Genomic DNA, 14,739 nt, shown 5'->3' on the forward strand with positions numbered 1-14,739 from the left:
GCGCCGTCCACAGCCTGTGGACGCTACGGCACGCTCCAGAAGGCCAGCTCGTGCGCCATGCCCTCGGTGAACTTCGCCTCCGCCCGCGACGGGTCGGGATCGGCATCGTCGATCATCTCGGCGATGCGTACGGTGAGCGCGGCGAACCCGGGATCGGCGTACGTGTCCACCCAGGCCCGATATCTCGGCTCACTGGGCGGATTCTCGGCCAAGATCCGGCCGAGCGTCGAGTAGCCCCACATACACGGATAAAGCGCCGCCAGCCCTTCCCCGTACGACGCCGCCGACTCCAGCAGGAACCCCGTGTACGCCGCACACGCCGGCCCTTTCACCGCACTCCCCAGATCGGCCCCGAACTCCGCCGACAACGACCTGTGCAGGTTCAGCTCGTCGTGGTACGTCGCATGCGCCAGGTCCACCAGGTCGCCCAGATGCGCGTCGGGCGCCTGCCAGGCAAGCCGCGAGAACACCCGTACGTAGTCCAGCAGGAACAGGTAGTCCTGCTCCAGCCACGACCTGAACACCGGTTCCGCCAGGTCACCGCGGCCGATGCCGACCACGGTGGGATGGTCGAGCTGCGCCTGCAGCAAGGGACGGCCGATGGCGTGCAACTTCTCGGACAAGCTCATAAAGGGGAGGTTAGTGTCGAAACATGACTGTGACGATCGCCGAAGAGTTCCTCCTGCTGGCCTACCGGGACGACAAGGGCACCCCGCTCATCGACTCCACGCGACTCGACTCCGCGCTCGCCGGCGCGCTCCTCGCCGAGCTGGCCGTGGCCGGGCGGCTGGAGCTGTCGGACAAGAAGGTGACCGTCACCGACCCGAGCCCCCTCGGCGACGCGGAGCTGGACGCCACGCTGAGCCGCATCGCCTCCGAGACCAAGGCCAGGAAGCCCGCCTGGTGGGTGCAGCGGCTGAAGACGAGCAAGCTGCGCAACCGCCTGCTGACCAACCTCGCCGAGTCGGGCGTACTGACCGAGGAGCGCAGCAGGGCCCTCGGCATCTTCCCCGTCACCCGCTGGCCGGAGGCGCACCCCGGCGTCGAGGCCGACGTACGCGAGCGGGCGGGTGCCGTGCTCAAGGGCGCCACCCCCGACGCGCGTACGGCGGTGCTGATCGCGATCACGCACGCGGCCAAGCTCGACCGCAAGGTCTTCCCCGAAGCGGACAAGCGGCGGATCAAGGAGATCTCGGAGGGCGCGTGGACGGCCGACGCCGTCGCCAAGACCATCGCCGCCATCAACGCGGCCACAATGGCCGCCATCAGCGCCGCGACCACCGCAGCCGCCAGCAGCAGTAGCGGCGGCTGACGGGATCAGCGGGCGTCGATCACGCTCTTCGGCACGGGCTTGTCCTCCTTCAACGCGTTGAACAGCGCCAACGCCTTCTGCCTGTCCGACTTGACGGCCACGCCGCCGTTGGGGAGGGTCTCGTTGCCGCCGAACGGCACGACCGTCGTCACCGGGTTGTCGCCCATGGCGAGCCCCAGCGAGAGCAGGTCGAAAGCGCCGGTGCCCGAGTCGACCGTCACCGCGTCCGTGGCGCTCATCGCCAGCGGGATCGACGTGAACGGGTTGATGAGCACCCCCGGGCTGGCCGCCTTCTTGACGACCGCCGCGAGGAACTGGCGCTGCCGCTTGGTGCGCTCGTAGTCGGGCAGCGCGCCGCCCTTGCGGGTGCGTACGTACCCCAGGGCCTGGGCGCCGTCGAGCACCTGCTTGCCCTTCTTGAGCTTGAGCCCCGCCTTGGGGTCGTTCACGGCGGCCGTCACGTTCATCTCGACCCCGCCCACAGCGTCCACGATGTCGACGAAGCCGGCGAACCCGATCTCCATGTAGTGGTCGACGCGCAGGTCCGTGACCGTCTCGATGGTGCGGGCCAGCAGCTGCGGCCCGCCGTTGTAAGCGGCGTTGAGCTTGTCGCGCTGCTTGCGGTAGATGGTGACCGCCAGGTCACGCGGCAGGCTGACCAGCGTCGGCCTGTCGCCGGTGTCGGGGATGTGCAGCAACATCATCGAGTCCGTACGCTGCCCGACCGCACGCCCGGTGGCCAGCTTCCTGCGCTGGGCCTTCGACAACCCTTTACGGCTGTCGGAGCCGACGAGCAGCCAGTTGGTGCCGGGACCGTCGGCGGGGCGCTCCTCGTAGTCGGTGAGCACGTCGTCGATGCCCGCCAACCGCGAGTCGATCCAGAAGAACAGGCCCACGGCCGCCACGAGCAGCACGGCCAGGAACCCGGCGATGATCTTCACGATCGTTCTGCCGGAGAGTTTCCTGCGAGGTCCCCGCGGCGGCTGCTCGCCCCTCGACCTCAGCGGCCTGATGGGACCGCCCCCGCCGCCGGAGCGCTGCCTGCCGTAGACGCGCCCGCCGGAGGGGCGGGGCTCGGCTCCGGGCGGGCCGGGCGGCGGCTCCGGGAACTGGGAGGCCGCCGGAAGCTTGTGCGTCGGCGCGCCCGACCCTCCCGCCGGGAACCGGTGCGCGGGGGCGCCGCCTGAGCGCGGGACGTCGTTGGGCCGCGGTGGCAGCGGGCGGCCGTCGCCCGGCGAGCGCATGGCCCGCGTACGGTCGTCCTCAGACACTTCGCCTTCCCTTCGCTTCGTACATAGACGCTACGTCCAACCCCCGGCAGTGAAGGCGTTCGGTCAAGGATTTCCCACGGAAAACTACACAGAACCAGCCGACCGTAACGGTGCGGCCGGGCAGTCGCCAAACTGGAGGCCCGTCCCGGCGCAGGCCCAGGAAACATAGAACCCATCGACGTCGTTACGGTTATGGACGACCTCTATCGAAGGGATGACCGTGTCCGCTCCGGACTCGTGGAGTCTTTGCCCGTGCTCGTGCACGGGTTCCTCTGAAGGCTCACTGCGGTGAGTACTTATCTCGGGCTGCTGGCCCTCTTCCTCCTCACGGCGGCGACCGGCTATTTCGTCGCCCAGGAGTTCGCTTTCGTCGCCGCCGACCGCGGCATTCTGCGCGAACAGGCCTCCGCCGGCGACGCCGCCGCCGAGCGGGCCCTCCAGGTGACCTCCCGCCTGTCCTTCATGCTCTCAGGCGCGCAGCTCGGCATCACGGTCACCGCGCTGCTGGTCGGATTCCTGGCCGAACCCGCGATCGCCGTGATCGTACGCCCTTGGCTGGCCGGCTGGGGGCTTCCCGACGGCATGATCACCGGCGTCTCCGTGGCCACGGGCGTGTTCGTGGCGACCGTGGTGCAGATGGTGCTCGGCGAGCTGGCGCCGAAGAACCTCGGCATCGCCAGGCCGGAGGCGGTCGCCAAGTTCCTGGCCCGCTCGACGCTCGCCTATCTCGCGGTGGTGGGGCCGGTGGTCCGGTTGTTCGACTCGGCCGCCACCGGGCTGCTCCGGCGGCTCGGGATCGAACCCGTGGAGGAGGTCGAGCACGGCGTCACGCCGGAGGAGCTCTCGCGCATCATCGCCGAGTCCACCCAGGCGGGCGAGCTGCCTCCGAAGTTGTCGGAGCTGCTCGAACGCGCGCTGGAGTTCGGCGACCGCAACGCGGAGGAGATCATGGTCCCGCGGCCCCGCGTGGTCGTGCTGCGCGCCTCACAGCCCATCTCCGACATGCTCGACGCCATGCGCGCGTGCGGCCACTCCCGCTACCCGGTGCTGGCCGAGGACGGCGACGTCGTCGGCGTGACGGGCGTGCGCGAACTGCTCGCCTCAGGCCAGGAGGAGGGCCCGGTCTCCACGATCACCCGGCCCGCGCTGCTGGTGCCGGCCTCTGTGCCGCTGCCCGCCGTGCTGGAGCGGATGCGGGTGGCCAAGGACGACATCGCCTGCGTCATCGACGAGTACGGCGGCCTGGCCGGCGTCATCACCGTCGAGGACCTGGCCGAGGAGTTGGTCGGCGAGCTCGTCGACGAGAACGACCCCGAGCCCGTCGGCGCCCTCGAACACCCGGGCGGCGTCTGGGAGGTGCCGGGCAGCCTCAGGCTCGACGAGGTCGAGCGGGCCACCGGCGTGGCCCTGCCGGAGAGCGACGACTACGACACGCTCGCCGGGCTCGTGCTCGCGAGACTGGGCAGGATGCCCGACCAGGGCGACTCGGTGACCGTACCGGTCAAGCCTGACTCCGACCCGTTCGCCGAGGACGTCGAAAAGCACCTGGCGGAGCTCACGGTCATATCACTCAACCGCCGGGTGCCCGAATGGGTGCGCCTGGCACCGGTGCGACACGCGGAGGCCGCCCGATGAGCATGATCATTCTGAGCCTGGCGCTGCTGGCCTTCAACGCGCTGTTCGTGGCCGCCGAGTTCGCCTTCGTCTCCTCGCGCCGCCACCGCCTGGAGGAGATGGCGGCGGGCGGCAACCGCCTGGTCAGGATCACCGCCAAGTCGGCGGTGCGCGGCGGCCGCCAGCTCTCCCTCATGCTGGCCGGCGCCCAGCTGGGCATCACCCTGTGCACGCTGGGCCTGGGCCAGGTGACCGAGCCGGCGATCGAGCACTATCTGGAGCCCGTCTTCGCCATGGCCGGCGTGCCCGAGGGCCTGCGCCTGCCGATCGCCCTGACGATCTCCCTGGCCCTGGTGACGTTCCTGCACATGGTCATCGGCGAGATGGCCCCCAAGTCGTGGGCGCTGACCCACCCGGAGCGCGCGGCGCTCCTGCTGACCCTGCCGTTCCGCGGCTTCACGTGGCTGATGCGCCCGCTGCTGTCGGCGCTCAACGGCCTGACGAACGTCATACTCCGCCTCTTCGGCGTCAAGCCGAGGGACGAGCTGGCGACGACCAGAACCCCGCGCCAGCTCGCCATGCTGGTGGGCGAGTCGGGCCGCATGGGCCTGCTCGACAGGGAGGAACACGACCTCCTGACCCGCGCCCTGCGCCTCGACGACGAGGGCATCGAACGCCTGATGACCCGGATCGCCCAGGCGGCGAAGGTGCCGCCCACGGCGGACAGCGCCCAGATCAAGCGAACGGCGACGGCCACGAACCACCTGCGCCTCCTGGTGGAGAACGAGTCAGGCGTCCAAGGCGCCCTGCACGCCAGGGACGCCCTGCTCAACCCGGGGAAGACCGCACGCGAGCTGGCCAGGGAGGTGCCCAGGCTCCGCTCGACCACCCAGATCCCCGAGGCGGTGACGGCGCTCCAGGAGGCCAGGGCCCATCTCGCCCTCGTCACGGACCAGCAGGACGCGGTCATCGGAATGGTGACCCTCACGGACCTGGTGGGCGAACTTCTGGACACCAGAACCAAAGCTGCGTAACTGTGAACTAAAACACACACCAACCGCAAGCCACCAGAAAGCGTCTTGCAACCACCAGGACGTACAGTCCGACAGGCGCCCATCAGACAGTTTCTTGAAAAGGAAGACCCCGGCCCTTGCGATCCGCAACAAGCTTCGCCAATGTGGGTCTGCACAAAAGAACCCAGGAACCACCCCACACCAACTCCCGGCCTGCGGCCGGGAGGAACCACGACGTGAGGGCATGCACCCGGCAGGGTGAACCCGGCCACCACCACCAGGTGGACCCGGCCACCACCATGACAAGAAAAAACTGGTCACCAGCCACAACATGGTTGTGAAGGGGCCCGGGGGCACCCCGGGAGCGCCAGCGTCCTGCCTGGGGGTCCGGGGGTTATCCCCCGGCGGACACGACGAGGGGACCCGAGGGAGCAACGCCTGAAAGGCTTGCGACCGAGGATCCCCTGTCAACGAGTGGGCGAGGAGGGATTTGAACCCTCACGTCCTTTCGGACACACGGACCTGAACCGTGCGCGTCTGCCGTTCCGCCACCCGCCCTTGTGGGTGCGGAAAGAACAGTAGCACGTAACAGCCACTGGTACTGAACCCGGATACGATCGCATAAGACACGGGAGCGGAGGAGCTGGGCGCGACAGCTGACGAGCGCCAGGGACGCCGTGAAGTGGAACGAGCGGGAACCGGGCGCCACGAGCGTCTGGGGGCCGCGATCATATGCACGGAGGAAGGGAGGTACCCGGTGGGAGTCCTTCAGCGCTTCGAGCGAAGGCTCGAAGGCTTGGTTGAGGGAGCCTTTGCGCGGGCGTTCAAATCTGACCTTCAGCCGGTCGAGGTCGCCAGCGCGGTTCAGCGGGAGATGGATGAGCGTGCGGCGATCGTCGCCCAAGGTCGCACGCTCGTGCCCAACGACTTCGTGGTTGAGCTGTCCACGACCGACAGCGAGCGGCTTGAGGTCTACGCCGACAGCATCAGTCACGAACTGGCCAACCTCGCCAGGGAGTACGCAAAGGAGCAGGGCTACTCCTTCGTGGGACCGGTCCGGGTGCGTTTCGAGACAGCGGGCGACCTGGCTGTCGGGCTGTTCCGCATCAGATCGGGCGTCATCCGCGGCGCCACGGTCGAGCAGGACGAGATCCGCCAGCCGGCGAGCGACCTGCCTCCGTCGCGGCCGCACGCGTTCCAGGGGCGGCCCAGGCTGCTCGTCTCCACCCAGGACGACCCGCAGGGCGACCGTTCCTACGAGCTCACCACTCCGGTGACCTTGCTCGGCAGGGGCACCGACTGCGATCTTCGCCTGGTCGATCCGGGCGTTTCGCGTCATCACGCGGAGTTGCGTGTCGAGGGCCAGCTCGTGGCTCTCGTCGATCTCGGGTCGACGAACGGCACTTTTGTCAATGGCCAGCCGGTACGCAGGATCGAGCTCCAGAACGGCACGCGAGTGACGTTGGGGCGCACGACTCTGGTGTTCCGGCGCGATTAGGGGTAGACAGACGGTCCATGTCCGAGCTCACGCTGCTGCTGATCCGGCTCGCCTTCCTGGCGGTGCTGTGGTTTTTCGTCATTGCCGCAGTCGGCGTGATCCGGACTGACTTGTTCGGTTCACGCACGGCTCCCGCAGGCCCACGCAAAGGCGCGAAACCCGCCAAACCCGTGGCCAAACCCAAGAACAAGAAGGGTGAGCCACGCCAGCTCGTCGTTACCGGTGGCCCCCTGCAAGGCACCACCATTAACCTCACGGAGACGCCCATCACCATTGGCCGGGCGAATGACGCCACGCTGGTAGTCAGCGACGACTACGCATCCAGCCGGCATGCCCGGCTCTTCCCTCAGGACGGTCAGTGGATCGTGGAAGATCTCGGTTCGACGAACGGCACGTATCTCGACCGCTCGAAAGTCACCCGCCCGACCCCGGTGCCGCTCGGTGTTCCGATCCGCGTCGGCAAGACAGTCATTGAATTGCGCAAATGACCATCGCACTCCGCTACGCCGCCCGCTCGGACGTCGGCCTCCTCCGCGAAGGGAACGAGGACTCGGCGTACGCTAGCGGCCGCCTGCTCGCCGTCGCCGACGGCATGGGCGGGCACGCACACGGCGAGGTGGCGAGCTCAGTCGCCATCGACGCCATGGCCTCTCTGGAAGAGGCTCAACAGGGGGGTGACCTGCTCAACGCCATCGAGGCAGCCGTACGCGACGCCAACCGCAAGCTGCACGAGATGGTGGGGCGGGATCCCAGCCTCAAAGGCATGGGCACGACTCTCACGGCCATGCTCTGGCACGGCACCCAGGTCGCCCTGGTGCATGTCGGCGACTCGCGCGCCTACCTGCTCAGACGCGGGGAGCTCTACCAGATCACCCATGACCACACGCTGGTCCAGCAGCTCGTCGACGACGGGCGCATCACGCCGGAGGAGGCGGCCACGCACCCGCAGCGGTCGATCCTGCTGCGCGCGCTCGACGGCAGTGGCGAGGTCGATCCCGACCTCACGCTCCGCGAGGCGCAGGTGGGCGACCGCTACCTTCTGTGTTCCGACGGCCTGTCGGGGGTGGTGAGCGCGGAGACGCTGCACGCCACGCTCACCAACATCGACGACCCTGAAGAGGTCGTTCGCCAGCTCATCGACCTGGCGAACAGGGGTGGCGGGCCCGACAACATCACGTGCGTGCTGGCCGACGTGCTCGACATCACCGAAGGGCAGCAGGTGCCGGGCGACGCCGCCGTCGTGGGCGCCGCGGGCATGAACCGGCTGCGCGGCGGCTCGGAGGACGCCGAGCCGCCGGGGCGAGCCGGGGCGGTGACCGCACCCCAGCCGGTGATCGCCGATGATGACGGCTTCGACGAGCCGGTGGCGCAGGCGTCCCGGCGGTCGGGCCGTCGTCGTCTGTGGCCCGTGCTGGTCACCGTGCTCGGCATCGGCACGCTCGCCGTCGGCGTCGGCGGTTACTTTGGATATCAGTGGACCCAGGACCAGTTCTTCGTCGGCGCGAGGGGCGACGAGGTGGTCGTGTTCCAGGGGATCAAGGTCGAGGTGGGCCCGTTCCAGCTCTTCGAGGTCTCCAGGCCCACTGGCCGGCAGCTCTCCCGGCTGTCGGAGGCGGATCAGGAGCTCATCAAGAGCACCTTCCCCGTCACCACCGTCGACGAAGGCATCACGAGGATCAACGCGTTGAAGTTCTCCGAGGACAAGCAGAGCGAAACGTCCCCGTCCGCCAGCCAGTCGCCTACGCCCACCGCGAGCGCGACCAAGACGAAACAGCAGCAATAGATGAGCGAGGTCGCCGCCGAACCGGTCCCGATGCCGGCCAAGCGCCGCGGGGCCCAGCTCGTCATGCTCGCTCTCGCGGTCGTGATCGTCATGGGCGCGTACGCCAACGTGGGCCTGGCGGTCGATGGCCGGATCCCGGCGGGCATGCTGACGTACGGTCTGGGTCTGGGTGCTCTGATGCTGGCCGCCTACGGGGTGCTGGCCAAGTTCGCGCCGTGGGCCGACCCGCTGATCCTGCCGCTGGTGACGGTGATCAACGGCCTGGGCCTGGCGACGATCTACCGGCTGGAGTCCGCCGGAATGGGCGGCGCGTCGTCGACCAGCCAGATCATGTGGACGGGCCTGGGCGTCGTGATGTTCTCGGCCACCCTGATCGTGCTGCGTGACCACCGCATGCTCCAGCGCCTGACCTACACCGCGGGCGCGGTCGGCCTGGTGCTGCTCGCGATCCCGGCGGTGCTGCCCGGTTCGCTGAGCGAAGTTCAGGGCGCCAAGATCTGGATCCGCATCGGCGGGTTCTCCATCCAGCCGGGCGAGTTCGCCAAGCTGGCGCTGGTCGTCTTCTTCGCCGGCTACCTGGTGGCCAAGCGCGACGTGCTGGCCCTGGCCGGGCGGCGGCTGCTCTTCATCGACCTGCCGAGGGCGAGAGACCTCGGTCCGGTTCTCGCCACCTGGGTGCTCAGCCTGCTCGTCCTGGTCTTCGAGAAGGACCTGGGCACATCGCTGCTGTTGTTCGGCACGTTCATCGCGATGATCTACATCGCGACCCGGCGCACCTCGTGGGTGCTGATCGGCGTCCTGCTCTTCGTCGGCGGCGCCTTTCTCGCCGGTCAGGTCTTCGACCATGTCGGCGCCCGCTTCGACGCGTGGCTCGATCCGACCAACCCGATCTACTACGGCAACGACCCCGTCTGCCAGACGGATCCGCCGAGCGACGCGATGTGCGGCAAGAGCTTCCAGATCATGCAGAGCCTGTTCGGGTTCGGTGCGGGCGGCATCCTGGGCACCGGCCTGGGTCAGGGCCATCCCGAGCTGATTCCGCTGTCGTTCTCCGACTTCATCGTCGCCGCCACGGGCGAGGAGCTCGGCCTGACCGGCCTGATGGCGCTGCTCATGCTCTACGCCCTGGTGGTGCAGCGGGGGCTACGCACCTCGCTGGCGGCGCGTGACCCGTTTTCGAAGTTGCTGGCGGGCGGCCTGTCGTTCATCCTGGCCTGGCAGGTGTTCATCATCGTGGGCGGTGTGACCAACCTGATTCCCCTGACGGGCCTGGTGACTCCGTTCATGTCGCAGGGTGGCTCGGCACTGCTGGCTAACTGGATCCTTATCGCGCTATTGGTACGCATGTCGGATGCGGCGCGGAAGCCTCCGCCCCAGGCGATCCAGAACGAAGGAATGACGCAGGTGTTCCAGCGATGAACAGCACGCTCAAGCGCACGGCCGTGGCCTGCCTGGCCATGTTCGCGCTGCTCATGCTCAACGTGAACTACCTGCAGGCCGTGAAGGCGGAGGGCCTGAGCACCGACGCCCGTAACACCCGTAACTTCTACGACCGTTACGCCGTCGAGCGGGGCCGCATCACCGCCGGTGGCGAGGTGATCGCGCAGTCCGTCGAGACCGACAGCGATCGGTTCAAGTTCATCAGGAAATACCCCAAGGGCAAGCTCTACGCGCACATCACCGGCTTCTTCTCGCCGGAGAGCGCCAGCGCCATCGAGAGCACCCAGAACGAACTGCTCGACGGCTCCAGCAGCGGCCTGCTGCTGAGGCGGAGCATCGACCTGTTCACCGGCGAGCCCACCAGGGGCGCCAACGTCGAGGTCACGATCGACCCCAAGGTGCAGAAGGCCGCCTACGACGCGCTGCGCGAGAGCGGCAAGCGCGGCGCCGTCGTCGCGCTCGAGCCGAGGACGGGCGCGATCCTCGCGATGGTCTCGCTGCCGACCTACGACCCCGCCGAGCTGTCGCTGACCGACAAGACCAAGGTCTTCCCCCGCTACGACGAGCTGGCCAAGCAGCAGAACCAGCCGCTGCTCAACCGCACGATCGACCGCACTTATCCGCCTGGATCGACGTTCAAGGTCGTGACCATGGCGGCCTACCTCGAGGACGACACCTCGCGGGGGCCGCAGACCACGGTCGAGGCGCCGCAGCGGCTCCCGCTGCCCAACACGAACATCAGCCTGCCCAACTACGGCGGCGCCGCCTGCGGCAGCGGACAGGTCACGCTGGTGTTCGCGCTGGAGCGCTCGTGCAACACGCCGTTCGGCAAGATGGGCATCGAGCTGGGCTACGACAAGGTGCAGGAACAGTCGGTCAAGTTCGGCATGGGCGAGCAGCTCGCGGTCCCGATGAGCGTGGCCAAGAGCGACTTCGGCCCGCGTGAGGACGCGGCCGCCGTCGCGATGGCCTCCATCGGGCAGCGCAGCAACCAGATGACGCCGCTGCAGATGGCCATGATCTCCGCGGGCATCGCCAACGAGGGCACGGTGATGAAGCCGTACCTCGTGAAAAAAGTCACCGACTCCAAGGGCGACTCGATCGAAGACGCCGAGCAGGAAGAGCTGAGCGAGGCGGTCAGCACCGAGACGGCGGCCAAGCTGCGCGACATGATGGTGAGCGTCGTCAGCAACGGCACCGCCAACCGGGCGCAGGTGCCCGGCGTCCAAGTGGCGGGCAAGACGGGCACCGCGGAGACGGCCGGCGGCCAGCCTCCGCACGCCTGGTTCATCTCCTTCGCCCCGGCCGAGGACCCGAAGGTGGCCCTGGCGGTCATCGTCGAGTCGGGTGCGGCCAACGTCGGCGCGGAGGCGACGGGCGGCGGTACCGCCGCGCCGATCGGCAAGGCCGTGATGGAGGCGGTGCTGAACAAGTGAGTGACGGTAACCTGCTGGACCATGCGGCTCCGTAACCGCTACCTCCTGATCTCCCGCATCGCCACCGGCGGTATGGGAGAGGTCTGGCGTGCCCGTGACGAGTTGCTCGGGCGCGAGGTGGCGGTGAAGGTCCTGCGCAGCCACATCCACGCGGACCCCACCTTCCGCGAGCGTTTCCGCAACGAGGCGAGGCTCACCGCGGCGCTGGCCGATCCCGGGGTGGCGCAGATCTTCGACTACGGCGAGGAGAACGACCTCGCCTATCTGGTGATGGAGCTGGTGCAGGGCGAGCCGCTGTCGGCCATCCTGGCGCGCAACGGCGCGCTCGGGGCCGAGGTGGCGCTCGACGTCGTGCACCAGACGGCCAGGGCCCTGCACGCCGCCCACTCCTCCGGGATCATCCACCGCGACATCAAGCCGGGCAACCTGCTGGTCACGCCCGAGGGCACCATCAAGGTGACCGACTTCGGCATCGCGCGGGCCCTGGAGGCGGCGCCGGTGACGCAGACGGGCACGGTGCTGGGCACGGCCCAGTACGTCAGCCCCGAGCAGGCGCAGGGTTTCCCGCTCACGCCCTCCACCGACCTCTACTCCCTCGGCGTGGTGGCCTACGAGTGCCTGGCGGGGCGCACGCCGTTCCGCGGCGACACCCAGGTGGCGATCGCCCTGCAGCACCTCAACGAGCCGCCACCGCCGCTCGGCGTGGACGTCCCGTCGCAGGTGCGCGAGCTGGTCATGGCGCTGCTGGCGAAGGAGCCGGGGCAGCGCCCGGCCACGGCGCTCGAACTGGCCGACCGGGCCCACGTGCTGCGCGAGTCGCTGGCCGGCGCTCGGTCCGGCGCCGACCTCAGCATGCTCACCGACCCGGGCGGCTTCCGCGTACGCGAGTCGTCGCCCGAGTCGTCGCCGGAGGACCAGCAGGCGACCGACCGCATCGCCCCGGCCACCGAGCCGCACGGCCCGCCGGCCCGCAGGCGCCGCAAGGGCGCGCGGACGCTGGCCGTGGTGGCCACGGCGGGCTGCGTGGCCGCGGTCGGGCTCAGCGCCGTCACCTTCGCCAACCGCCAGCCGCCCCCGCCGACGCCCGAGGTGGCCGAGCCGAGCGAGTCGCCGCCGCTGACGCCCCAGCGGACCGCACCCACGAAGAAGAAGCGCACCAAGCGGCCTCCGGCGCTTCCGGTGAAGTCGCAGCGGCCTATACCCTCTCGGTCGGCTACGGTAAGCAAGTCGGCAACACCCAGCAAGAAGCCGACGCCAAGACCGACACCCACACGGACGACGCGGACCCCTACGCCCACACCGACCCCTACGCCCACCACCACACCGACTACCCCGACACCCACCGCCTCGCCGGACCCGGGTGAGACAAACCCACCCAAGGAGCAGACGTGACGCGCAATGGGGTCGATGATGGACACCGGCGGCCCCCCGAGCAGGCCGGTACCCAAGATGAACGGTAAGGGACAGTGCAGGAAATGACTCAGCCTCGGCTACTCGGAGGTCGTTACGAGCTCGACGGTGTCGTCGGGCGCGGCGGCATGGCCGAGGTGTATCGCGCCCGAGACATCCGGCTGGACCGCATAGTCGCGATCAAAACGCTCCGGTCTGACCTGGCTCGCGACCACACGTTCCAGGCCCGGTTCCGCCGCGAGGCGCAGTCTGCGGCCTCACTCAACCACCCTGCCGTGGTCGCCGTCTACGACACCGGCGAAGACGTCACCGACGGCACCCCCGTGCCGTACATCGTGATGGAATACGTCGACGGCCGGACGCTGCGCGACCTGCTGCGCCAGGATCGGCGGTTGCTGCCGGAGCGCGCGGTCGAGCTGGTCGACGGCATCCTCAGGGCCCTCGACTACAGCCACCGCGGCGGCATCGTGCACCGCGACATCAAGCCGGCCAACGTGATGATCACGCGGGCCGGCGACGTCAAGGTGATGGACTTCGGCATCGCGCGGGCCATGGCCGACTCCGCCGCCACCATGACGCAGACCGCGCAGGTGATCGGCACGGCCCAATACCTCTCGCCCGAGCAGGCGCGGGGCGAGCGGGTCGATGCCCGCAGCGACATCTACTCCACCGGCTGCGTGCTCTACGAGCTGCTGACGGGCCAGCCGCCGTTCACCGGCGACTCCCCTGTCGCGATCGCCTACCAGCACGTGCGCGAGGAGCCGATCCCGCCCTCCCAGATCGACCGTGAGATCCCCCCGTGGGCCGACGCCATCGTGCTGAAGGCCATGGCGAAGGATCCGGCGCACCGCTACCAGAGCGCGGGCGAGATGCGGGCCGACATCCAGCGGGCGATGTCCGGCATGCCGGTCGACGCCCAGACGATGGCGATGACCGGCGACTACGGCCAGGGCACGCGCATGATGACCGCGCCCCAGACATCCGGCGGGCCGGCCACGCAGCGCAGCGGCGCGATCCCGCCCTACGAATATGACGAGGGCGACGGCGGCGGCCGGGGCGGCCGGCGCAGGGCTGCCGGCGGCGGTGGCGGCAACGCGGTCAAGACCGCGATGTGGATCATCATCCCGCTGCTGATCATCGGTGGGTTCATCACGGCCGGCTACCTGGTGTTCGGCTCCAAGGACACACCGGCCGACACGCAGATCGCGATCCCCGAGCTGACCACGCAGAAGGGCACGTACGCCGAGCAACAGCTCAAGCGCCTGGGGCTCAGCGTCCAGGTGACGCAGGAGTTCAGCTCCGACGTCGAGAAGGGCACCGTGATCGAGACGGAGCCCCCCGCCGGCACCAAGGTCGACAAGGGCGCCAGCGTCAAGCTGTTCGTGTCGAAGGGCACCGAGCGGGTCAAGGTGCCGGCCAACCTCATCGGCATGCCGCAGGCGGACGCCATGGCGGCCCTGGAGTCGGCGGGGCTGCGCGGCACGGTCAAGGCCAGAAACTCCGCCAAGGAGCAGGGCACGGTCATCGACACCAGGCCGAAGGCGGGCGAGTCGCTGGAGAAGGGCGGCACCGTCACCCTCTTCGTGCCGAAGGAACTGGCCGAGGTGCCCAGCGTGATCGGGCTCACCCAGGAGGACGCGAGTTCCCAGATCAAGAGCTCCGGGTTCAGGGTCAAGGTCTCCGAGCAGCCCAACGAGCAGCCCGCGGGCACGGTCATCCAGCAGAACCCCGGCGAGGGCACCAAGCTGCCGCAGGACACGACGATCACGATCGTGGTGTCCACCGGTCCCGGCGACACCGCCACGGAGCCGCCGCCGAGCGATGAGTTCCCGACGGACGACTTCCCGACGGACGAGGAACCGACGGAAGATTTCCCGACGGAGGACGAGCCGCCGGCCGACGACAACCCGATCGGCGACGGCGGCCTCGGCTGAGGCTCGCACGTGACAGGGCCGTCCATCC

General features: G+C 69.0%; 12 protein-coding genes and 1 tRNA gene. 10 read left to right on the forward strand and 3 right to left on the reverse strand.

The features are described 5' to 3' along the window. Positions 1-23: 23 nt before the first annotated feature. Complete coding sequence (locus GUY59_RS01725; RefSeq protein ID WP_138201555.1) at positions 24-629, reverse strand: TenA family protein; 606 nt, start codon at positions 627-629, stop codon at positions 24-26. A 23-nt stretch (positions 630-652) separates the two neighbouring features. Between GUY59_RS01725 and GUY59_RS01730 the strand changes: the two genes are divergently transcribed. Further along, positions 653-1,312: a GOLPH3/VPS74 family protein gene (locus GUY59_RS01730; RefSeq protein WP_138201554.1), complete on the forward strand. Its 660-nt coding sequence runs from the start codon at positions 653-655 to the stop codon at positions 1,310-1,312. 5 nt (positions 1,313-1,317) lie between these two features. Here GUY59_RS01730 and GUY59_RS01735 read toward each other — a convergent pair whose 3' ends face one another. After that, the gene (locus tag GUY59_RS01735; RefSeq protein WP_252374970.1) at positions 1,318-2,583 is read right to left on the reverse strand and encodes an LCP family protein; all 1,266 of its coding nucleotides are present in this window, start codon (positions 2,581-2,583) and stop codon (positions 1,318-1,320) included. A 288-nt stretch (positions 2,584-2,871) separates the two neighbouring features. Between GUY59_RS01735 and GUY59_RS01740 the strand changes: the two genes are divergently transcribed. After that, entirely contained in the window at positions 2,872-4,218 is a 1,347-nt protein-coding gene (locus GUY59_RS01740) for a hemolysin family protein (RefSeq protein ID WP_138201553.1), read from the forward strand. Continuing rightward, positions 4,215-5,231, forward strand: coding sequence for a hemolysin family protein (locus tag GUY59_RS01745; RefSeq protein ID WP_138201552.1), 1,017 nt, complete (start codon positions 4,215-4,217; stop codon positions 5,229-5,231). Before GUY59_RS01740 ends, GUY59_RS01745 begins: the two co-directional genes overlap by 4 nt. Before the next feature lie 454 nt (positions 5,232-5,685). Here the strand turns inward: GUY59_RS01745 and GUY59_RS01750 are convergent. Further along, positions 5,686-5,768 (reverse strand) — tRNA-Leu (locus GUY59_RS01750). 199 nt (positions 5,769-5,967) lie between these two features. On the opposite strand from GUY59_RS01750, the gene GUY59_RS01755 reads away from it, so the two are divergent. From GUY59_RS01755 to pknB, 7 genes are all read left to right on the forward strand, one after another. Further along, a complete protein-coding gene (locus GUY59_RS01755; protein WP_132328459.1) occupies positions 5,968-6,708 on the forward strand; it encodes an FhaA domain-containing protein in 741 nt (246 codons plus the stop codon). Positions 6,709-6,725: 17 nt separating this feature from the next. Further along, a complete protein-coding gene (locus GUY59_RS01760) occupies positions 6,726-7,196 on the forward strand; it encodes an FHA domain-containing protein FhaB/FipA (protein WP_138201551.1) in 471 nt (156 codons plus the stop codon). After that, positions 7,193-8,491: a Stp1/IreP family PP2C-type Ser/Thr phosphatase gene (locus GUY59_RS01765; protein ID WP_138201550.1), complete on the forward strand. Its 1,299-nt coding sequence runs from the start codon at positions 7,193-7,195 to the stop codon at positions 8,489-8,491. The genes GUY59_RS01760 and GUY59_RS01765 overlap by 4 nt, the downstream gene beginning before the upstream one ends. Continuing rightward, the gene (locus tag GUY59_RS01770) at positions 8,492-9,910 is read left to right on the forward strand and encodes an FtsW/RodA/SpoVE family cell cycle protein (RefSeq protein WP_171055411.1); all 1,419 of its coding nucleotides are present in this window, start codon (positions 8,492-8,494) and stop codon (positions 9,908-9,910) included. It begins immediately after the preceding gene. After that, complete coding sequence (locus tag GUY59_RS01775) at positions 9,907-11,367, forward strand: peptidoglycan D,D-transpeptidase FtsI family protein (RefSeq protein WP_138201549.1); 1,461 nt, start codon at positions 9,907-9,909, stop codon at positions 11,365-11,367. Before GUY59_RS01770 ends, GUY59_RS01775 begins: the two co-directional genes overlap by 4 nt. Before the next feature lie 21 nt (positions 11,368-11,388). Further along, positions 11,389-12,759 (forward strand): protein kinase domain-containing protein, encoded by a 1,371-nt coding sequence (locus GUY59_RS01780; protein WP_138201548.1) that lies wholly within the window; start codon positions 11,389-11,391, stop codon positions 12,757-12,759. A gap of 83 nt (positions 12,760-12,842) precedes the next feature. Next, on the forward strand, positions 12,843-14,711 hold the full coding sequence (gene pknB / locus GUY59_RS01785) for a Stk1 family PASTA domain-containing Ser/Thr kinase (protein WP_138201547.1): 1,869 nt from the start codon (positions 12,843-12,845) through the stop codon (positions 14,709-14,711). Positions 14,712-14,739: the final 28 nt, after the last annotated feature.

The sequence above is a fragment of the Nonomuraea sp. K271 genome, assembly GCF_009908215.1.
GTDB classification, from domain to species: domain Bacteria; phylum Actinomycetota; class Actinomycetes; order Streptosporangiales; family Streptosporangiaceae; genus Nonomuraea; species Nonomuraea longispora.